This window comes from Clostridium sp. AM58-1XD, assembly GCF_003464085.1.
Lineage (GTDB): Bacteria > Bacillota > Clostridia > Lachnospirales > Lachnospiraceae > Lachnoclostridium_A.
Genome location: NZ_QSDR01000015.1, coordinates 18,552 through 37,854, shown reverse-complemented (window position 1 = coordinate 37,854; position 19,303 = coordinate 18,552). Strand labels below are relative to the sequence as shown.

The following is a 19,303-nucleotide window of genomic DNA, read 5'->3' as shown; positions in this document are numbered from 1 at the left end:
ATCCCAGTTAAATTTCTTGGACGATATTACACTAAAATTTAACAGGACGGTTCTTACAGATTTAACATTGACATTGTATCATGAAAAACGTCTGAAAGAAAATATATTAGGAGGATTTAAAGAATGAGAAAAAAAAGCATGCGCCTTATGGCACTGGCGGCAGCAGGACTTATGAGCATTTTAGCGGGATGCAGCGCACCGGCGACTGCAGAATCACCGGAAGCAGGAACCAGCCAGCAGGCAGCTGCTTCTGAAACCCCGCAGCAGACAGGTAGCGGTGCAGAAAAGGGCAGTCAGGCATCCGGAGAAAAAACAGTGATTGAATACTGGCACTGCAATGCAGAGACCCAGGGAGGGCTTGTAGTTGATGAACTGGTAAAGAAATTTAATGAGACGAACGATCATATTGAGGTAGTAGCAAAGTATAATCCGGATATGTACAAAGGTCTTATGCAGAATCTGCAGGCTGAAGCGGCAGCGGGTAATTCGCCGGCCCTCGTGCAGATCGGGTGGGCATTTCTGGATTACTTTTCCAATAATTTTTCCTACGTGCCGCCTCAGGAAGCAATCGATAAGTTCGATCAGGAAGATACTGCATTTCTCCAGGATAAATTTCTTCCCAACGTTCTGGAACTGGCGGTTAACAGCAGCGGGGAACAGGTTGGAATTCCTTATTCTTTAAGCAGCCCTGTGTTATATATCAACAGAGATCTGCTGAGGGAGGCCGGGCTTTCGGAAGACGGGCCGGAGAACTGGCAGGAAGTAAGTGAATTTGCAAAGACGATTAAGGAAAAAACGGGTAAATATGGTTTTTACATGCAGGAACCGGCTGATTTCTGGGCGCAGCAGGGATTGATTGAGAGCAGCGGAGCTCAGATGCTGACAACTGGAGCGGATGGAAAAAAACAGGCATCTTTTGCAGTTCCGGAAGGAATTGAGCGATGCAGCTCTATGCAGATATGATAAAGGATCAGACGGCACTTCACATTTCCTGGGAAGAAGGCTGCCAGAGTTTCATTGACGGCAACTGTGCAATGCTCTATACGACAATTGCCAGAAGGGCATCCGTTCAGAAGGGGGCGCGATTTGACGTGGCTGCAATTAAATCTCCTGTGTGGGGAGATAAAGAGCGGAAAGTTCCGGCAGGCGGCTGTTTTCTGGCGATTACAGCCCAGGGAGACGATCAGTCAAGGCAGCCTGGGAATTTGAAAAATACCTGTACAGCGTAGAATCCATGGCAGCCTGGACGGAAGGAACCGGTTATGTCCCTCCGAGAAAAGATGTGGCGGACGCCGAGAACGGATTGAAAGAGTTTCTGGCTGAAAACGATATGATGAACGCTGCGATTGAGCAGATGGACGGGGTCGTACCGTGGACAGCATTTCCGGGTGATGCAGGCCTTCAGGCAGAGCAGATGCTTCTGGATATGAGAGATCAGATTCTGGGAGGCCAGGTGACGGCAGAAGAAGGCATGACAAAGGCGCAGGAGACAATTAATCAGCTCCTGTCTGTACAATAGGCAGACAAGCGCCGAATACGGATACCACATTTTGTACATGGCCGGTGCCCTGGAACGGAGTGTGGTATCTTTTGACTGTAGAAATATTTTTGTTTAATGCAATGGAGGTAAGATAATTTGAGTCAGGAAGAGAAAAAGCAGACGATTCTGGGGTACGTATTTTTAGCACCGTCCCTGATCGTGTTTGCAGTATTTATGTTCTATCCTCTGTTCTACACCATTTATTTAAGCTTTTTTGAATGGAACATGGTAAAACCGGTGAAAAAATTTGTAGGACTTGCTAACTATACGGCTGTGCTCCACGATCCGAATACATGGAAGATTGCCGGGAATACGGCGTGCTACATAGGGATACTTCTATTAATTAATTTTGTGCTGCCATATATCCTTTCCTTTATCCTGTCGGCAGTTATCCGCAGAGGGAAAAATTTTTATAAAGCGGCATTTTTCCTGCCCAGCGTTATTTCTCTGGTGGTTGGTTCCATTCTGTATATCTGGATTCTGAATCCCATATCAGGACCTGCAGCGCTCATACTGAAATCGTTTGGAATCGCCATGCCATTCTGGTCCAAAACGGATGGCTGGGTGATCGCCGTTCTCAGCATCGTTACGTCATGGAAAGTGTTTGGCTATAATTTCATCGTGATCCTGGCAGGGGTCTCCGGAGTATCTTCGGAGGTGATTGAAGCGGCAAAGCTGGACCGGGTTCCGCTGTGGAAGATATTTAAAGATATGGTGGTTCCAATGAGCTCTGCCACGGGAATCTACGTTTTCATTATTACGATCGTTCAGGGACTCCAGTATGTATTTACCCCCATCAAGGTGATCACACAGGGCGGCCCCAACTATGCCAGCTCCAACATGATATATATGTCCTATCACGAGGCATTTACGCTCTACAGGACAGGTACGTCCTCCGCTGTCTCTGTTCTGACCATGATCCTTTTTATCGCGCTTCTTCTGCTGGAATTCCGGTTTGTGGAAAGGGGGGTGTACTATGAAAATTAAAGAGAGGCAGATCGGATGGCATGTTCTTCTTGGAACATTCGTATTTCTTATGCTGATTCCGATCATATTCGCTCTGTCCAATTCCTTCAAGACGATGCAGGACGCCTTCAATACCGTCTTCCAACTGATTCCCGCGCGGCCTACGCTGCAGAATTATATTCATGTTTTTCAAAAGCTGCCGTTTATGAGGATAACACTCAACACATTTCTTATTGCAGCGATGGTCACACTGTTTAAAACGGCAACCAGCCTGTTTGCGGCATATTCCTTTGTCTATTTCGATTTCAAAGGAAAAGGCGGCCTGTACTTTATTATGCTGAGCACCATGTTTATTCCGTTTACCGTGACCATGATCCCCAATTACCTGATGATTTCCAAAATGAATCTGGGAGACAGGATCTGGGGGGTGGCGCTTCCCCAGCTGGCAGATGTGCTGGGAATATTTCTTATGCGCCAATCCATGAGAGGGATTCCAAAAGCGCTGATCGAAGCGGCCAGAATGGAGAATGTGGGACATATGAAGATTATGAGGGACATTGTAATTCCTCTGATACGGCCGTCCATGATTTCAACCGGTATCATTTTCTTTATCAATTCCTGGAATGAATATGTATGGCCTGTTCTTATTCTGAAGTCAAAGGAAAATTACACGTTGTCCCTTGCGCTTCAGATGTATATCAGCTCAGAAGGCGGTACGGAATTTACCATAGCAATGGCCGTTTCCGTTCTGACTATGATGATACCTCTGGCCCTGTATATCATGTTCCAGCGCTATATCATCAATACCTTTGCCATGTCCGGAATCAAAGGCTAGGGAAACAAAGCAAGTGGAAGGAGAAGCTTATGAAAAATATTGTTTTTGACCATGTGGTCAAAGCTTATGGAAAGAATGTGATCGTAAGGGATCTGAACCTGGAGGTAAAGGAAGGGGAGAGACTGATTCTGCTCGGGCCGTCCGGATGTGGGAATCTACGACGCTCAGGATGATTGCCGGGCTGGAAAAGCTGTCAGGAGGGAATCTCCATATGGGAGGCCGCCTTGTAAACAACGTACCCTGCGGAGACAGGAATGTGGCGATGGTCTTTCAGAACTATGCGCTGTTTCCCCATATGACAGTGAAAAATAATATTATTTACGGGCTGAAGGCTCATAAAGTAAATCCGGCGGAGATCGAGAGCCGCCTGAATGAGGTCCTGAATATGCTGGACTTAAAAGGGCTTGAAGAGCGCAGGCCAAGAGACCTGTCCGGAGGACAGCGCCAGAGAGTGGCTCTTGCCAGAGCTGTGGTAAAACAGGCGGATTATTTTCTGCTGGATGAACCGCTGTCCAACCTGGATGCACAGCTTCGCCTCAGAGCCAGAAAGGAACTTGTAAAAATCCATGAAATCAGCAGTCCGACACTGATTTACGTCACCCATGACCAGATCGAAGCTATGACGGTGGGGCAGAGAATTGCATTGATGCATGAAGGCAGGCTTCAGATGCTGGATACCCCGGAAAACGTATACAACAGGCCGGCTAACGTATTTACAGCCAAATTTATCGGTTCTCCGTCCATGAATATCATTGAAAGCTCATACGCCGCCGGCCGCCTTACGGTGGGCGGCCAGCAGATCAGGCTGCCCGAAATGTGGTGCCGGGTTGCGGAAAAACAATCAGACGGCAGTCTGTATCTTGGCATACGTCCGGAGCATTTGGTATTAAAGCTGGATTTTGAAGAGAATACATTTGCGGCAACTGTTAAATATGTGGAGGATTACGGCAGCCGATATGGAATTTATCTGGAGTGTGAAGGCAGGGAGATGATTGCGGTCAGAGAAGGGGAGATTCCGGAGCCGGGAACGAAGGTATGGATCACGGCTGATATTGCAAAGCTTCACCTGTTTGACAGGAACAGTCAGGATTCTTTGGGATACCCGGAAGAAATTCCGGTTTTGAAGAAAATACCGGTTGTGTTCGGATCAGATCAGAAAACTCAGGCAGGCTTTGACGGGAAAGAAGCGGAGAAAGGCGGTGTGACAGGTGGCTTTACTAATCAGTACCAATATGTATAGAGCAGGTGAGCTTAAAAATGTAACGGAATATCTGGAATTGTTTCAAGGGAAAATCGGAGTGGAAATATTTCCGATGTTTCATGAGAAAGGGTACGAAGAACTTTTAGAGGAATGTCTTGTCGCATTTTCCAAAGTGCCTGTCAGCTTTCACGGTCCATATTATCAGGCGGAGCATTCGGCGGTAGACGGCACGGAGCTATATGACAGAACAATGGAAATGATGGAATTGACAATGAAATACGCCGACCGGCTGAACGGCAGGTATGTGGTGTTTCATCATAATAACTGCAAAATTGACGAGGGGAAAGCGGATGTCATGAAAGAAGTATCCTGCATGAATTACAGGAGGCTGCGGGAAATGTATGCGCCCCATAAAATCCAGCTGCTTGTAGAAAACGCGGGAATAAGGGCATATGGGAACATGCTTTATAACGAACATGAATTTATTGAATTATGCAGAAAAGAGAATTATCCTGTACTCATTGATATCGGCCATGCCAACGCCAACGGATGGAATTTATACAATGTAATGGAACAGCTAAAGGACAGGATTGTGGCGTACCATCTCCATAATAATGACGGATTTCATGACGGCCACAGGCGTATACATGACGGAACGCTGAATTTTAAATCTTTCATAAACGCATATGAGAGGATGACACCGCAGGCAGACCTGGTGGTAGAATACGGACTGGAAGTGCAGGGCGATAAGGTGGGCATTCTGGAAGACATCCGGCTGCTTAGTGCTTACTCAGAAGGCCGATGATCTCTTCTTTTGAACGGCATGTAATTTTGGGTGCAGATTCCATGATATAAGAGAGCATTTCGTTCCATTCTTTCATCGAGTAGCGCGTTTCTGGTATTTCCTTAAGAATGGTGAGAACCATCTTTCTGTATGCCGGATCGTGCAGGTCAGAAAGATAGCAGCAATTGACCTCCTGGTAAAGATAATCGATTAGCGGCAATTGACTCATGATGTTCCCTCCCCGGTAAATAAAGCAGACTTTGGTAACCAACCGTCCATTTCGGCATTTTATCCGAATAAACGTACGTTTTTATTACATAAAGGAATATATTTCAGTTTAACATATCCGGTAAATAAAGTCTACCATTTATACCGCAATTTTCATGGCTGGTCCGGATGGAAACGGCCTTTTATTTGTTTTGCTATCGGTATACTCCAGCCCATTTCAGGAAGGTGGGATGTGAGACGGACAGGCGCCTGGCGGCTTCTCTGGCAGACAATTTTCCGTCTTTCCAAAGCTCCAGGATATCCGGAAATTCGTCAGGAAGCGTCTTTTTTTGCCTGCCGAACCGGACGCCCCTCTGCTTTGCAGCGGCAATGCCTTCTGCCTGCCTTTTCTTGATATTTTCCCTTTCCGTCTGAGCAACATAAGAAAGAATCTGCAGAACCAGGTCTGCGATAAAAGTACCGGTGAGATTGTGGCTGGAGTTCCTGGTATCGAGAAGAGGCATGTCCAGTACAACCATGTGGGCTTTTTTATCTCTGGTGATCAGTCTCCACTGCTCCAGAATTTCATCATAGTTTCTGCCGAGCCTGTCGATACTTTTGATGACGATGACATCTCCCGGGCGGATAACTTTCAGAAGTTTCTTGTAGCCGGGACGGTTAAAATCTTTTCCGCTCATTTTATCCGTGAAAATCCGGCAGATTGGATCCGGAAAATCGTGCATAGCTATGAGCTGACGTGCTTCATTCTGGTCCTTCGAGGATACGCGTACATATCCGTAGATATTCGATTTCATGCAATACCTCCAATCCGTTATTTCATTGTGTTCATCTAAAGTGTCTCCGGAAGGAAGAAAAAGATGTAAGAAAGGAGAAAGCCCCTCTGCAAACTGGTCCGGCGTTTGCAGAAGGGCTTTCCCCGTTTTGTCACCCGCCTGTAGTCAGCTGAGTGTGATCAGGCGAGCCTTTAGAAGGCTGATATCCTCTTCCTGATGGGTAGAAAAGAGCAGTATCCGATTTTCCGTTCGTGTTTTTATATATTGGGCGGTGATTTCCTTCGTTTTTTCATCCAGCCCGGTGAGCGGTTCATCCATGATAACGAAATCGGATGGAACAATCAGGCTGCGGCATATGGCTACGCGCCGTTTCATGCCTCCGCTTAATGTGGAGACGGGACGGTCGAGGCAGTCTTGCGGAAGCAGCAAGGAAAGCTCCTTTACAGCTGTTTCGGCAGAAGTATTCCGACCCAGAACCATGAGGAGATTCTGGACGGCCGAAAATGATTCACACAGACGGTCCTCCTGAAATACGGCGGAAAGGCGCAGCCCTTCCATGCCTTCAACAGCTCCGGATGACGGCTGTTCCAGCCCGAGCAGGATACGGAACAATGTGGTCTTACCGGAACCGGAGGGACCCATCAGACAGCAGCGTTCCGGCATATGAAAGGAAGCGGATACGCGATTCAGCACTTGGGTATTTCCAAAAAGCTTTGAAACAGTTTTTACGGTAACCGTATCCATGAGGAACCTCCCTTCCCTGTCTTTGCGCCGCAGGGGACAGAACGAAGGAGCCAGAGAAAGATATGTTCAAATATTGTACTGGCTAATATAATGACGATCGTCCACGCAAAAAGACGCTCCGTTTCCAGACTGATTTTAGCATTGTAGAGCTGACGCCCGATCGAAAATGCGGGAGTACCAATCACCTCTGCGGCGATACCGGATTTCCAGCTTATGCCCAGGGCGGTCCTGCAGCTGCTGACGAGATATGGAATCAGAGCTGGAATGTAAAGGTACCGGATCTGTTTGAGCAAAGGCATACGGAAAACTGCAGCCATTTCCATAAGGCGCAGATCCGTACTGGAAAGTCCTGAGACCGTACCGGAGTAAATCATGGGGAGTACGACCGTAAAGGAAATGATTACTGAAAGATTCTTTGAACCGATCCAGATGAGAGCCAGGATTACAAAGGAAGCGACGGGCACAGACTTTGTCAGGGAGATTACAGGAGATAGAAAATCCCTGATCAGAGAAAAGCGCCAGGCAGCTGTTCCAAGTATAATTCCTGACAAAAAGGCAAGGAGGAATCCAAGGCTGATTTTGGCGAAGGAGCAGATGACCGTCTTCCAGAAATCGGGAGAGGGAAGCAGATGGATGAGGCAGCCAGTACCTGAACGGGGCCAACAAACAGAATCTGATTGCCAACGGCAGCAGCTGCAAGCTGCCATATGGCCAGCCAGAACAGAATAATGCCGCAGCGGGGCAGACAGGAACCGGGACGTTTCATAGGACAATTCAACCTTTCTTTTTGCGTTCTTTACACAGGACGCCGCGCTTCCTGCGAGTTCAACCGATGTTTAATCAGGGAATATAGTAAAAGCTGTCATCCGGGAGAGAGCCGCCTACAGAAGCGGGATCTGCCTGATAGAGAACATTCAGGTAACCACTTAATGCACGCTTCATCGCCTCGCCGGTGATGCATGTGATGTTGCAGTATGGAAGCGCTTTTTTTGCAATCGGAGCTTTTTCAATAATGCCGGCAGCCGCTATGAGTTCAGCCGATTCATCGGGATGATCCGATGTATAGAGAGCGGATTCTTCGTGTTCGGCGATAAACTGTTCGACTGCTTCCGGATGGGAGGAAAGAAAATCATTATTTACGATTGTTACGCCTGTCACAAGAGAACCGCCGGCGGAAGCTTCCTGTACGCTGTCCCATGCTTCTGTCATATCGATGATAATGTTCAGGGATTCGTTCTGAGCGCATGCAGCCGTTACAAAAGGCTGTGGAAGAAGGCCTATGGCCTGCGGATTGTCCTTCAAAATAGCGGCAACTTCTGCGGGCTCTGATTTATATTCCAAAGTTACGTCGCTTTCAGATAAACCGCTTTCCCCCAGCAGATAGCGGAGCACATAGTCAGGCGTCGTTCCCATACCGGTCAGATATACCGTTTTTCCCTTTAAATCAGCGATGGAGCTGACGGAATCATCGGCGGATACCATGTAAAGGACGCCCAGAGTATTGATATCGATTACAGAGACATTTTTCGTCTTATTATAGATCACACTGGAAACATTGGCCGGGAGCAGAGCGATATCCAGGTCGCCCTTCACCATCTTGCCAACCAGTTCATCAGCAGCTGTAACCATGGAGAATTCGTAGGGGCTCTCTCCTTCTATTGCCTTGGACTGATCCATCATATATACAAGTCCCATGGAAGTAGGTCCCTTTAAAGCTCCGACCCGGATCGTCACATCTTTTGCAGCAGCGGACGGATCAGCGTCAGACTCTGCGTTTTCTTCGGGGCCTTCTGCCGGTACAGCTTCGGACGATGAAACTGCGGCGGTAGAATCCGAAGAGGAGTTTTTCGGTGAAGAGCCGCAGCCTGCCAGTGAAATAAGCAGAGCGGCGGCAATAGTAATCATACTGAATTTTTTCATAATTATTCCTCATTTCTTAGTGGTGTAGCTGAATTGATAAACACAGTGATACAGGCAATAGTATACCACCAGAAAAAGAGTTTTGTCAAAAATACAAAGTAACAGTCCGGACGGCGTAAAAATTGGGGCAGAAGCGGGCGTTAAGCTGGCTATAAGACCGGTTATGCCCCAATTTTTACATCGGATGAACATCCGATGCTTCTTGACCGGCTTTACCGGTCAAGAAGAAAGGGCGTCCGGACTGTTACAAAGCAAAAAAGGGCGTAAAAATTGGGGCAGAAGTAAGCGTTAAGCTGGCTTATAAGACCGGTTATGCTGCTGCAATACAAAAGAGGTCGGAAAAAGGGGAAAAGTAATAAAAAAGTAATTGATAAAAATATCACAATATGAGATAATGGAAACAACTATAGGGGTATTCTAAAAAGGCGGAGGAATCATTTTATGAGAGTTACAATTTGTATCGGAAGTGCATGTCATTTAAAGGGGTCGAGAGAAATCATACAGGAGCTTCAGAAACTGGTGGCTGAACACGGTTTAGCTGAGAAAGTGGATTTAAACGGAGCCTTCTGCAGCGGAAACTGCATGAATGACGGTGTATGTGTGACGGTGGAAGATACTCTTCTTTCCGTTAAGCCAGACGAAGTAAAGGAGTTTTTTGATAAAGAAATCCTGGGGAGCTGTAATAAATGGGGATTATTGACTTTAAGGCCACCAAATGCAGGCACTGCTATAAATGCGTAAGGTACTGTGATGTAAAAGCTGTCATGATTAAAGACGGGCGTGCGGAAATCATGGAGGATAAGTGTGTCCTCTGCGGCCATTGCCTTCAGATCTGTCCGCAGTCGGCCAAGACGCTTACGAGTGACCTCAGACGGTGAAAAATTTTATCAGGCATGGCGAACGGGTTGTCGTGTCTATTGCACCTTCTTATATGGGACTTTTAAAGTATGAGACGCCAGGTCAGATCAACGGGGCGCTGCAGAAGCTGGGATTTTCCGAAGTGCGTGAAACGTCGGAAGGAGCAGCTGCGGTTACGGCAGAATATGTCTGTCTTCTGAAACAGGGGAAGATGGAAAATATAATTACCACCTGCTGTCCAAGCGCGAATTCACTGATCGAGATCTATTACCCGGATCTGATTCCGTACATGGCCCCCGTCGTTTCTCCGATGATTGCTCATGGAAAGATGATAAAGAAGGAAGACCCAGAGGCAAAAGTCGTATTTTTGGGACCATGCATAGCTAAAAAGCAGGAAGCGATCGATCTGCGACATGATGGAATTATTGACGCGGTGCTGAATTTTAATGATATCAGCAGGTGGCTGGAAGAGGAAGACATCGTAATTAAGGACTGTGAGGATGTGCCGTTCCGGAAGCTGGATCCTAAGATCAACCGCCTGTATCCCATTACAAGCGGTGTTGTGAGCTCTGTACTGGCTACGGAGGCGGAACATGACGGCTATAAGAAATTCTATGTACACGGCTCTGAAAACTGCATTGATCTGTGTAAAAGCCTGGAGCGGGGCGAAATCAAGGGATGTTTTATAGAAATGAACATGTGTGAGGGCGGCTGTATCAAGGGGCCTGCTGTTACAGGAGACGAGGTATCGCGCTTTAGGGTGAAGCTGGATATGGAGGAAGCCATTGAGACAGAGGCGGCACAGAAGACGTGCCTGGAGGAGATGACGGATGGCCTGTGCTTCTTTGAGGAGTTTATGAGCCGGGCTCCGGAAGACCCGATGCCTACGGAAGCAGAGATACAGGAAATTCTGAAGATGACGGGCAAAATGAGACCGGAGGACGAATTGAACTGCGGCGCCTGCGGTTACGCCACATGCCGGGAAAAAGCAATTGCCGTATATCAGAAAAAGGCAGAACTGAACATGTGTATTCCGTTTATGAATGAAAAGGCGGAGTCATTTGCCAATCTGGTTATGGAGACTTCTCCGAACATTGTCCTGATTGTGGACAGGGATATGAAAATCCTGGAATATTCTGCAGTCGGAGAAAAGTACTTTGGAAAGACAAGGCAGGAAGCGCTTCAGATGTACCTGTTCGAATTTGTGGACCCGTCTGACTTCCAGTGGGTATTTGACAGCCATCAGAACATCCACGGAAAAAAGGTATCGTATCCGGATTATCATTTTTCCACTCTGCAGAACATCGTATATATTCCGAAACAGGATGTGGTCCTCGCAACATTTATCGATATTACAAAAGAGGAAGAACTGGCCCAGGAAGATTACGAAAAGAAACTGGAAACCATTGACCTGGCACAGAAGGTCATACATAAGCAGATGATGGTCGCTCAGGAAATAGCAGGGCTTCTCGGTGAAACGACAGCTGAGACAAAGACGACCCTGACGAAGCTGTGCAGGTCGCTTTTGGATGAAGGAAGTGAAAGCGGGGGCCTGTAGATGGGAATTACAGTAGATGTTGCGTATAAAAGTCTGAACAAATTTACAGAAGTACTTTGCGGGGACAAGGTGGAAATTCTGAAAACCGAAGATTCGGACATCGTAATCCTCGCTGATGGAATGGGAAGCGGCGTAAAGGCCAATATTCTTGCGACGCTGACATCCAAAATTCTTGGAACCATGTTTCTAAACGGGGCGACTCTGGAAGAATGTGTGGAGACAATCGTGCAGACTCTTCCGATCTGCCAGGTGCGGAAAGTGGCATATTCCACCTTCAGTATTCTGCAGGTCTTCAACAATGGAGACGCCTATCTTGTTGAATTTGATAATCCGAGCTGTATTTTTATCAGGAATGGGGTATTGGTAGAGATACCGCAGAATATCAGGGTTATTGAAGATAAAAAAATAAATGAATTTCGCTTTAAAGTCCAGAAGGGGGATGCACTTCTTCTGATGAGTGATGGAACGATCCACGCAGGTGTGGGAAAGCTCCTGAATTTTGGCTGGGACTGGAAGGAAATCGCGGCCTATGCGGTGAAGCAGTACGGCCTGACGATCTCGGCGATCCGCCTTGCGACGGCTGTCTGCCAGGCGTGTGACGAACTGTATATGTATCGTCCGGGAGACGATACGACGGTTGCGGTTATGCGCGTCATTGACAGCAAGCCGGTACATCTGATGACCGGTCCGGCACAGAATCCGGACGATGACAGACGGATGGTAAAAGACTTTATGAGCGGAGACGCCGGCACAAAGAGAGTCGTATGCGGCGGTACGAGTGCAACGATTGTTTCACGAGTACTTGACAAGAAGCTTGATGTGTCGTTAAATTATGTAGACCCTGAGATTCCGCCCATGGCATATATGGATGGGATCGAACTTGTAACAGAAGGGGTGCTGACATTAAACAGAGTCGTTCAGCTGTTGAAACGATATGTGGAGAATGAAACTGTTTTTGAAGATTTCTTTATGGAACTGGATAAAACGAACGGTGCTTCCATGGTAGCGAAAATGCTGATTGAAGACTGCACCGAACTGAATCTTTATGTAGGAAAAGCGATTAACAGTGCTTATCAGAATCCGGGACTTCCCTTTGATCTGGGAATACGTCAGAATCTGGTGGAGCAGCTTCGGCGGGCAGTCGAGGCAATGGGGAAAAGGGTCACAGTAACTTATTATTGATGGAAAAGCATAGGAGGAAAATAATGGTAACGAATGACGCTACAGTGCTGAGGATTAAACACGACGTGTTGTACGAGGTTGCAAAAATGGCATGGGAGGGCGAACTGGATAAGAAAAAGGATGAAATCCCCCATAAAATGATTCCAGGACCGCAGGCTCAGTTCCGCTGCTGTATTTATAAAGAAAGAGAAATCATACGTCAGAGGGTACGTCTGGCTGAAGGGCTCTGCCCGTCCGGCAAGGATTCCAGAAATGTGGTTCAGGTTATCAGCGCAGCATGCGAAGAGTGTCCGATCGCTTCTTATATAGTAACAGATAACTGCCGAAAATGTATGGGCAAGGCATGCCAGAATTCCTGTCATTTCGGAGCGATCACCATGGGTGAGGAAAGGGCGCATATCGATCCGAATAAATGTAAAGAATGCGGAAAGTGTGCTCAGGCATGTCCCTATAATGCGATTGCCCATCTGGAACGGCCATGTAAAAAAGTATGTCCGGTGGACGCTATTACATATGATGAATACGGCATTTGTATCATCGATGAAAAGAAATGTATTCAGTGCGGAATGTGCATTCACAGCTGCCCCTTCGGAGCAATTGGTTCCAAAACATTTCTGGTGGATGTAATCAATCTGATCCGCGCAGGCAAGAAAGTCGTAGCCATGATCGCGCCTTCAATAGAGGGACAGTTTGGCAAAGATATTACGGTTGCCAGCTGGAGAACTGCATTAAAGAAATTAGGATTTGAGGATCTGATCGACGTAGGCCTGGGCGGAGATATGACGGCAGCCTACGAGGCGGAAGAATGGGCAGAAGCGTATAAGGAAGGTAAGAAGCTGACGACTTCCTGCTGTCCCGCCTTTGTAAATATGATCAAACAGCATTACCCCGAGCTTCTGGATCACATGTCCACTACAGTTTCACCGATGTGTGCTGTATCGAGAATGCTGAAGGCAAAGGATCCGGAGACGGTTACCGTATTTATTGGACCGTGTATTGCAAAGAAGAGCGAGACTCTTGACTTAAATATTAAGGATAATGCAGACTATGCCCTGACTATTGGAGAAGTCCGCGCCATGATGAGGGCGAAGGATGTCGAACTGGAACCGGAAGAGAACAAGGATCAGGAGGCTTCCGTTTTTGGAAAACGTTTTGGAAACGGCGGCGGAGTGACGGCAGCTGTTGTAGAGTGCCTGAAAGAAAAGGAAGAAATTACAGATATCAATGTCATGAAGTGTAACGGGGCAGCAGAGTGTAAAAAAGCGCTTCTTCTCATGAAGGTAGGCAAGCTTCCGGCGGACTTTGTGGAAGGCATGGCATGTGTAGGCGGCTGCGTAGGCGGTCCAAGCAAGCACAAAACAGAGACTGAGGCAAAGAAGGACAGAGACGCCCTGATTGGAGAAGCAGATGCGCGCCAGGTACATGAGAACCTGAAGAATTATGCTATGGATTCTTTCTCCATGCACAGAAAATAAAACAAGTGGTAAATCAGTAGGCCCATAAAAATCAGACGCCTTCATCGTAAGAATTAAAAAGATGACTTTTCCGGGGGATTATGATATAATGCATGTAAAGCGGACGTCATATCCGCCGGATGTATATAAATTTTGCTGTACAGACGCAGCGAAATAAAAATACGGGAGGTAGTTATGAAAAAATGGGTATTGGCAGCATGCACAGTATGTTTTATGTTCGCTGTCCAGTTAACAGCCTATGCCGGCTCGGAAGCGGAAGAGCCGCACAGCACGGCAGCCTGTATTACAAAAGAAGAAGCGAAAGCGGCAGCCTGTGAGTACATCGCAGAAGGCAGCAAGTTCCAGTTTGCTGAGAAAAAGGGCGATGCCTTTGAGGTAGTCTATTACAATGATTCCCTCCAGGAATATTATCAGGTTAATCTGGATTCCCATAACAGAGAGGTGCTCTCGTATAAGAGCTGGCTGTTCCGGCATAAGGGAAGCAAGAACGTGGTCCTGAGCGAAGAAGAGGCGATGCAGCTGGTTACAGACGAATATCCGGACGCAGATAATCTGGCAGTGAATCTGAATTACAAGGGCGATTTAAAAAGTTATCTTGTGAGTTTTAATGCAGATGGGATGCAGGGAACATTTGAGATTAATCCCGAAAGCGGACAGATCATCGGAAGACAGATGGATATGGAATAACGAATTTTAAAAATTGAATATGGAAATGAAATAAGAGTGTTGCAAAAAGGAATATAGCATTGCCACTGCCTGGAACGGAATCAGGTATCAGTGGCACAGCTAATTCGACTTTTTGAAACACTCTTTTTATGTTTATCCTTTTCCGTTCCAGCAGTGCGTACACAGCTTGCATGGGGAAATTCCAACGGATTTCTCCATATCGTCGAGACGATGGAACGCCAGAGTGGTGAAATTCAGCTTCTTGCGGATTTCTTCCACCATTTCCTTATAATTCGCGCTGTCCGGGTCCGCGTAGTCATCCAGCAGTTCGGCAGATACGCCATCGCCTTCCCGTTCCTTGATAATGCGCCTTGTAATCAGGTCCATAACCGATGTAGAACGTGAGAAGTTCAGATATGGACATGCATGCAACAACGGCGGGCATGCAGGGCGCACATGAACCTCCTTCGCGCCGCTCTGGTAAAGAAAATCAGTCGTTTCTCCCAACTGCGTACCGCGGACGATGGAGTCGTCGATGAGAAGCAGCTTCTTGTCGCGAATCAGACAATCCACAGGGATCAGCTTCATTTTGGCGATCAGATTTCGCTGGCTCTGTTTCTGTGGCATAAACGAACGGGGCCATGTAGGCGTATACTTGATAAATGGCCGGGTGAACGGTATGCCCGATTCTGTCGCATATCCGATTGCATGGGCGATGCCTGAGTCAGGAACGCCGGCAACGCTGTCGATGCTGATCCTGCCATTGTCGCGCTGAGCCAGCATTTTACCGCAGTTGTAGCGCATCTGCTCTACATTAATGCCCTCATAGGTGGAAGTGGGGTAACCGTAATAAGTCCACAGAAAAGCACATATTTTCATCTCCTTCCGCGGCTTACTTAAGGTTTCCACTCCTTCCGGGGTGATCAGGCGATCTCGCCCGGCCCCAGTTCTGAAAAATCAGAGTATCCCAGATTGAGATAAGCAAAGCTCTCAAAGGAAGCACAGTAAGAGCCTTCCTTACGGCCGATGATAACCGGTGTCCTGCCCATACGGTCTCTGGAAGCATATATGCCTCCGGAGTGAGAAGCAGGATCGTCATGGAGCCCTTGATCTTTTCCTGCGCGTAGAGAAGTCCCTCTACCAGGCTGGAGCGCTGGTTGATTAAAGCGGCTACGAGTTCGGTGGCGTTAATTCTGCCGCCGCTCATTTCCATGAAATGAATGTGACCGTTTTCGTAAGCGTCCCGTATAAGCTCGTCGTGGTTATTGATTTTACCCACAGTCGTAATCGCATAACTGCCCAGGTGGGACTGAATGAGAAGGGGCTGGGGGTCCATATCCGAGATACAGCCGATACCCAGATTGCCTTCCAGCTCGTCTAAGTCGTTTTCAAATTTTGTTCGAAACGGCGTGTTTTCAATATTGTGAATGGAGCGATGAAAACCGGCAGGCCCGTAAACCGCCATGCCTCCGCGTTTTGTTCCCAGATGGGAATGGTAGTCAACACCGAAAAAAAGGTCCAGTGAACAGTTCGATTTTGATGCAACACCAAAAAATCCGCCCATGATAACACTCCTTTAATAATATTTATTTTACCTGTTCTTATGTGCTGTAAGAAAACAACACATTCCTATACTACCACATATTAGTACATTATAACAATAGGAAAAATATATTAAATATACTAATATATATAAATGTGAATACTTTTGATAAGAAGTGGAGCAATTTTCTTTATTATACGGAAAAAACAAAAGAGACAGGTAGTAAAACCTGTCCCCTCTGTTTTATAGGAATGATTATTCAGCGTTGAATTCTCTTACATGAAGGATGTCGTTACCCATAGAGCAGTGTGCCTGTGGCTCACAAACGATATCAATGATGTAAGGTTTCTTGGAAGCTTTTGCTCTTTCGAAAGCTCCAGCGATATCTTCTGGCTTGAATACACGCTCTGCCTCGCAGTTGAATCCTTCAGCTACCTTTACGTAGTCCATGATTCCCTGGTTCTCTGGCATAGCTACACCATACTCATAGTCATAAGCGAATTTCTGGTTCTGTCTGATTAATCCTAAGTAAGCGTTGTTAACGATACATACGATTAACGGAACGTTATTTGTTGCAGCTGTAGCGATTTCCTGTACATGGAATGTGAAACCGAAGTCACCCATTAAGCATACACATTTATCTTTGCAGCCTGTAGCAACCATAGCGCCGATAGCACCTGGGATATCCCAGCCTAAGCAGCCAGCACCGCCGGATGGCATGTACTTTCTAGGCTTGTTGATTTCCTGTAACTGTCCGGACCAGATCTGTGTAATACCACAGCCTGTTGTATACATTGTGTCATCATCAAATGCCTTGTTGATTTCACCGAATACTCTGTGTGGGTTGATCGGAACGCAGTCATGATCAACTTTTCTTGCCAGTTCTTCACGAAGAGCAGGGATACCTGCAACTCTGTCAGAACCTTTCTGCTGGCCGAGAGCCTTTGCAGAAGCGAGTAACTGATCGATTGCATCCTTAGCGTCAGCTACGATTCCTAAATCAGGATTGAAGATCTTGCCAACTTCAGTTCTTTCAACGTTGATATGGATGAACTTCTTGCCTTCTGTATAAACGTTGATAGCGCCTGTATGTCTGTCAGTAAATCTGTTACCGATAGCTAATACAACATCAGACTCAGAGAATACCTTGTTGCCAACCGGGCTGCCGCACTGGATACCTGGCATACCTGCATATAATCTGTGGTTGGAAGCGATGCCGCCCTTAGCCATGTATGTGATAACAACCGGGATATTCATGATCTCAGCGAATTCTACTAATTCTTTTTCAGCATTAGCAAGGATAACACCGCCGCCCATTAAGATAACCGGGTTCTTAGCTTCCAGAAGCATATCCATAGCAGCTTTGATTGCGGATGGAGAAGCCTTAGGATTGTCGTTAGCAACCGGTACGTATGTATCCGGATCAAAGTCAACTTCTGCCTTCTGCATATCCAGCGGGAAGTCGATCAGAACAGGGCCTGGTTTGCCTGTCTTAGCAAGCTTGAAAGCCTTGATTACTTCGTCAACAGCTGTCTTAGGATCTGTTAAGCAAACAACATGCTTAGCAACTGGTCTTGCGATGTCAACCATGTCTACACACTGGAAAGCGTCTTTGCCTAACTGAGCTCTTACAGCCTGGCCAGTGATAGCGATTAACGGGATGCTGTCGATATTAGCTGTATAAATACCTGTGGTGAAGTTTGTTGCACCAGGGCCTGAAGTACAGATAGCTAAAGCGAGCTTGCCGCTTGCTCTGTAGTAACCGTCAGCAGCGTGCACACAGCACTCCTCATGACGCATAGTAATGTGATGGATTGCATCTTTCTCATCTTTTAATGCATCGTAAAATGCATTACATCCAGCACCTGGGATACCGAAAGCATCTGTAATGCCTTCTTTTTTACAAATTTCCACGATTGCTTTTGATAAATTCATAATAACATCGTCCTTTCTAAAATCTTTACGTATTGGTTTACGAGATTTCACTATGTGAAAATCAATTTCACATCTGTAATTACAGTCTAGCACAAGTACCATAAAACTGCAAGATGTTTTTTATAAAAATGTTAAAAAATTTTTTTAAATAATTAGAGCATTTGTGACAATATTATAAAAAACTGCATTGAAAAGAAAATTGATTAATGATATAATGGGCATACTGAAACTTCATTATTTGAAACTAGAATTTAGGATGTGAAATAAGAATGGAAGAATTAAAAGAAAAAGCTTCAAAAAAAAATCAATCGGTGGAAAAGGCATTTGCCATTATTGAATATCTGTCTGAAAAGGGCGGCCCACAGCGGCTGCAGGATATTGCAAATGACCTGGGAATGAATTCCAGTACAGTAATCCGGTTTCTATCCACTCTTCAGGGCTGTGGTTATGTGGATCAGGAAAGAGATACATTAAAATACTATCTTACTTATAAGATCTGCGCAGTATCGAATAAGGTCAGCTCCAATGTTGAGCTGCAGGGGACATTGAGGCCGTTTGCCAAAGAGATCGCGGCGACGTTGAAGGAATCCGTCTGCCTTGCCATTGAGCAGGATATGAATGTGGTATACATCGAAGTTGTGCCTGGACCGGATCAGATGATTAAAACGATGCAGAGAATCGGCAATCTGGCGCCCATGCATTGCACCGGCGTTGGCAAACTCCTTCTTCTTAATCACAAGGAAAGCTATATAGACAAGATGATTGAACGCAAGGGGCTTCAGAAATTTACGGATAATACGATAACAACAAAAAGAGGCCTTTTAACAGAACTGGATGAAGTCAGAAAGCAGGGATATGCGTTCGATAATGAAGAATGTGAGATCGGCGCCCGCTGCATTTCACTACCGGTCCGTGACTATTCCGGAAACGTGGTGGCAGGAATCAGTGTGACAGGGCCTGTCTTCCGAATGGATGAGATAATTAATGATCAGAATATCGCATATCTGAAACAGGTTGCTTATGAAGCTTCCAAAAAACTGGGTTACGAAGAGGCGAAAACACAGAACGGATGACCATATGCAAAAAAGATAACCA

Annotated in this window: 21 protein-coding genes and 1 pseudogene; 15 read left to right on the top strand and 7 right to left on the bottom strand. The window is 46.4% G+C overall.

The genetic code is table 11. From position 1 onward, the window contains the following. Positions 1–123: 123 nt before the first annotated feature. From DXA13_RS23095 to DXA13_RS10615, 8 genes are all read left to right on the top strand, one after another. A complete protein-coding gene (locus DXA13_RS23095; protein ID WP_347559825.1) occupies positions 124–963 on the top strand; it encodes an extracellular solute-binding protein in 840 nt (279 codons plus the stop codon). Beyond that, positions 942–1,229, top strand: a complete 288-nt coding sequence (locus DXA13_RS23090) for a hypothetical protein (RefSeq protein ID WP_347559824.1) — start codon at positions 942–944, stop codon at positions 1,227–1,229. The genes DXA13_RS23095 and DXA13_RS23090 overlap by 22 nt, the downstream gene beginning before the upstream one ends. Before the next feature lie 5 nt (positions 1,230–1,234). Then, positions 1,235–1,519: a hypothetical protein gene (locus DXA13_RS23085; protein WP_347559823.1), complete on the top strand. Its 285-nt coding sequence runs from the start codon at positions 1,235–1,237 to the stop codon at positions 1,517–1,519. A gap of 117 nt (positions 1,520–1,636) precedes the next feature. Continuing rightward, positions 1,637–2,527, top strand: a complete 891-nt coding sequence (locus tag DXA13_RS10630; RefSeq protein ID WP_118244261.1) for a sugar ABC transporter permease — start codon at positions 1,637–1,639, stop codon at positions 2,525–2,527. After that, the gene (locus DXA13_RS10625; RefSeq protein WP_118244259.1) at positions 2,517–3,341 is read left to right on the top strand and encodes a carbohydrate ABC transporter permease; all 825 of its coding nucleotides are present in this window, start codon (positions 2,517–2,519) and stop codon (positions 3,339–3,341) included. Before DXA13_RS10630 ends, DXA13_RS10625 begins: the two co-directional genes overlap by 11 nt. A 29-nt stretch (positions 3,342–3,370) precedes the next feature. Continuing rightward, on the top strand, positions 3,371–3,514 hold the full coding sequence (locus DXA13_RS21740; RefSeq protein ID WP_243009073.1) for a hypothetical protein: 144 nt from the start codon (positions 3,371–3,373) through the stop codon (positions 3,512–3,514). Then, positions 3,487–4,581, top strand: coding sequence for an ABC transporter ATP-binding protein (locus DXA13_RS10620; protein WP_243009072.1), 1,095 nt, complete (start codon positions 3,487–3,489; stop codon positions 4,579–4,581). Before DXA13_RS21740 ends, DXA13_RS10620 begins: the two co-directional genes overlap by 28 nt. Further along, positions 4,550–5,347, top strand: coding sequence for a TIM barrel protein (locus DXA13_RS10615; RefSeq protein ID WP_118244257.1), 798 nt, complete (start codon positions 4,550–4,552; stop codon positions 5,345–5,347). The genes DXA13_RS10620 and DXA13_RS10615 overlap by 32 nt, the downstream gene beginning before the upstream one ends. On the opposite strand, the gene DXA13_RS10610 is transcribed toward DXA13_RS10615, so the two are convergent. The 5 genes from DXA13_RS10610 to DXA13_RS10590 form a co-directional block, all read right to left on the bottom strand. Beyond that, the gene (locus DXA13_RS10610; RefSeq protein WP_118244254.1) at positions 5,322–5,555 is read right to left on the bottom strand and encodes a hypothetical protein; all 234 of its coding nucleotides are present in this window, start codon (positions 5,553–5,555) and stop codon (positions 5,322–5,324) included. The two genes, DXA13_RS10615 and DXA13_RS10610, sit on opposite strands and share 26 nt — an antisense overlap. A gap of 193 nt (positions 5,556–5,748) precedes the next feature. Then, positions 5,749–6,348, bottom strand: coding sequence for a recombinase family protein (locus DXA13_RS10605; RefSeq protein ID WP_118244252.1), 600 nt, complete (start codon positions 6,346–6,348; stop codon positions 5,749–5,751). A 144-nt stretch (positions 6,349–6,492) separates the two neighbouring features. Then, complete coding sequence (locus tag DXA13_RS10600) at positions 6,493–7,071, bottom strand: ATP-binding cassette domain-containing protein (RefSeq protein WP_118244249.1); 579 nt, start codon at positions 7,069–7,071, stop codon at positions 6,493–6,495. Next, positions 7,053–7,778 carry an ABC transporter permease subunit gene (locus tag DXA13_RS10595; protein ID WP_347559822.1) on the bottom strand — a complete coding sequence of 242 codons (726 nt, stop codon included), beginning with the start codon at positions 7,776–7,778 and terminating at the stop codon, positions 7,053–7,055. The genes DXA13_RS10600 and DXA13_RS10595 overlap by 19 nt, the downstream gene beginning before the upstream one ends. Positions 7,779–7,911: 133 nt before the next feature. Continuing rightward, the gene (locus tag DXA13_RS10590) at positions 7,912–8,991 is read right to left on the bottom strand and encodes an ABC transporter substrate-binding protein (protein WP_118244247.1); all 1,080 of its coding nucleotides are present in this window, start codon (positions 8,989–8,991) and stop codon (positions 7,912–7,914) included. 441 nt (positions 8,992–9,432) lie between these two features. On the opposite strand from DXA13_RS10590, the gene DXA13_RS10585 reads away from it, so the two are divergent. The 6 genes from DXA13_RS10585 to DXA13_RS10565 all read left to right on the top strand — a co-directional run bounded on the left by DXA13_RS10585 (position 9,433) and on the right by DXA13_RS10565 (position 14,751). Next, positions 9,433–9,732, top strand: a complete 300-nt coding sequence (locus tag DXA13_RS10585; RefSeq protein WP_118244245.1) for a (2Fe-2S) ferredoxin domain-containing protein — start codon at positions 9,433–9,435, stop codon at positions 9,730–9,732. Continuing rightward, positions 9,678–9,869 carry a 4Fe-4S binding protein gene (locus tag DXA13_RS23080; protein ID WP_347559821.1) on the top strand — a complete coding sequence of 64 codons (192 nt, stop codon included), beginning with the start codon at positions 9,678–9,680 and terminating at the stop codon, positions 9,867–9,869. Before DXA13_RS10585 ends, DXA13_RS23080 begins: the two co-directional genes overlap by 55 nt. Beyond that, on the top strand, positions 9,866–11,407 hold the full coding sequence (locus tag DXA13_RS10580) for a [Fe-Fe] hydrogenase large subunit C-terminal domain-containing protein (RefSeq protein WP_347559820.1): 1,542 nt from the start codon (positions 9,866–9,868) through the stop codon (positions 11,405–11,407). The genes DXA13_RS23080 and DXA13_RS10580 overlap by 4 nt, the downstream gene beginning before the upstream one ends. Continuing rightward, positions 11,408–12,589, top strand: coding sequence for a SpoIIE family protein phosphatase (locus tag DXA13_RS10575; protein WP_118244243.1), 1,182 nt, complete (start codon positions 11,408–11,410; stop codon positions 12,587–12,589). 23 nt (positions 12,590–12,612) lie between these two features. Beyond that, the gene (locus tag DXA13_RS10570; protein WP_118244240.1) at positions 12,613–14,064 is read left to right on the top strand and encodes a 4Fe-4S dicluster domain-containing protein; all 1,452 of its coding nucleotides are present in this window, start codon (positions 12,613–12,615) and stop codon (positions 14,062–14,064) included. A gap of 174 nt (positions 14,065–14,238) precedes the next feature. Beyond that, positions 14,239–14,751 carry a PepSY domain-containing protein gene (locus tag DXA13_RS10565; protein WP_118244238.1) on the top strand — a complete coding sequence of 171 codons (513 nt, stop codon included), beginning with the start codon at positions 14,239–14,241 and terminating at the stop codon, positions 14,749–14,751. A 132-nt stretch (positions 14,752–14,883) separates the two neighbouring features. Here the strand turns inward: DXA13_RS10565 and DXA13_RS10560 are convergent. Next, positions 14,884–16,294: pseudogene (locus DXA13_RS10560) on the bottom strand (amidophosphoribosyltransferase). Between the two features lie 234 nt (positions 16,295–16,528). Beyond that, positions 16,529–18,208: a thiamine pyrophosphate-binding protein gene (locus tag DXA13_RS10555; RefSeq protein WP_118244236.1), complete on the bottom strand. Its 1,680-nt coding sequence runs from the start codon at positions 18,206–18,208 to the stop codon at positions 16,529–16,531. A 269-nt stretch (positions 18,209–18,477) separates the two neighbouring features. Here DXA13_RS10555 and DXA13_RS10550 point away from each other — a divergent pair, with 269 nt between their 5' ends. Further along, positions 18,478–19,281 carry an IclR family transcriptional regulator gene (locus tag DXA13_RS10550; RefSeq protein ID WP_118244234.1) on the top strand — a complete coding sequence of 268 codons (804 nt, stop codon included), beginning with the start codon at positions 18,478–18,480 and terminating at the stop codon, positions 19,279–19,281. Positions 19,282–19,303 lie beyond the last annotated feature (22 nt).

What these genes read in the sequence shown, in the direction of transcription:
- DXA13_RS23095 (WP_347559825.1), top strand. Translation starts at nt 124, where the DNA reads ATGAGAAAAAAAAGCATGCGCCTTATGGCACTGGCGGCAGCAGGACTT.
- DXA13_RS23090 (WP_347559824.1), top strand. Translation starts at nt 942, where the DNA reads ATGCAGCTCTATGCAGATATGATAAAGGATCAGACGGCACTTCACATT.
- DXA13_RS23085 (WP_347559823.1), top strand. Translation starts at nt 1,235, where the DNA reads ATGGCAGCCTGGACGGAAGGAACCGGTTATGTCCCTCCGAGAAAAGAT.
- DXA13_RS10625 (WP_118244259.1), top strand. Translation starts at nt 2,517, where the DNA reads ATGAAAATTAAAGAGAGGCAGATCGGATGGCATGTTCTTCTTGGAACA.
- DXA13_RS21740 (WP_243009073.1), top strand. Translation starts at nt 3,371, where the DNA reads ATGAAAAATATTGTTTTTGACCATGTGGTCAAAGCTTATGGAAAGAAT.
- DXA13_RS10620 (WP_243009072.1), top strand. Translation starts at nt 3,487, where the DNA reads ATGTGGGAATCTACGACGCTCAGGATGATTGCCGGGCTGGAAAAGCTG.
- DXA13_RS10610 (WP_118244254.1), bottom strand. Translation starts at nt 5,555, where the DNA reads ATGAGTCAATTGCCGCTAATCGATTATCTTTACCAGGAGGTCAATTGC.
- DXA13_RS10605 (WP_118244252.1), bottom strand. Translation starts at nt 6,348, where the DNA reads ATGAAATCGAATATCTACGGATATGTACGCGTATCCTCGAAGGACCAG.
- DXA13_RS10600 (WP_118244249.1), bottom strand. Translation starts at nt 7,071, where the DNA reads ATGGATACGGTTACCGTAAAAACTGTTTCAAAGCTTTTTGGAAATACC.
- DXA13_RS10595 (WP_347559822.1), bottom strand. Translation starts at nt 7,778, where the DNA reads ATGGCAGCTTGCAGCTGCTGCCGTTGGCAATCAGATTCTGTTTGTTGG.
- DXA13_RS10590 (WP_118244247.1), bottom strand. Translation starts at nt 8,991, where the DNA reads ATGAAAAAATTCAGTATGATTACTATTGCCGCCGCTCTGCTTATTTCA.
- DXA13_RS10585 (WP_118244245.1), top strand. Translation starts at nt 9,433, where the DNA reads ATGAGAGTTACAATTTGTATCGGAAGTGCATGTCATTTAAAGGGGTCG.
- DXA13_RS23080 (WP_347559821.1), top strand. Translation starts at nt 9,678, where the DNA reads ATGGGGATTATTGACTTTAAGGCCACCAAATGCAGGCACTGCTATAAA.
- DXA13_RS10575 (WP_118244243.1), top strand. Translation starts at nt 11,408, where the DNA reads ATGGGAATTACAGTAGATGTTGCGTATAAAAGTCTGAACAAATTTACA.
- DXA13_RS10570 (WP_118244240.1), top strand. Translation starts at nt 12,613, where the DNA reads ATGGTAACGAATGACGCTACAGTGCTGAGGATTAAACACGACGTGTTG.
- DXA13_RS10565 (WP_118244238.1), top strand. Translation starts at nt 14,239, where the DNA reads ATGAAAAAATGGGTATTGGCAGCATGCACAGTATGTTTTATGTTCGCT.
- DXA13_RS10555 (WP_118244236.1), bottom strand. Translation starts at nt 18,208, where the DNA reads ATGAATTTATCAAAAGCAATCGTGGAAATTTGTAAAAAAGAAGGCATT.
- DXA13_RS10550 (WP_118244234.1), top strand. Translation starts at nt 18,478, where the DNA reads ATGGAAGAATTAAAAGAAAAAGCTTCAAAAAAAAATCAATCGGTGGAA.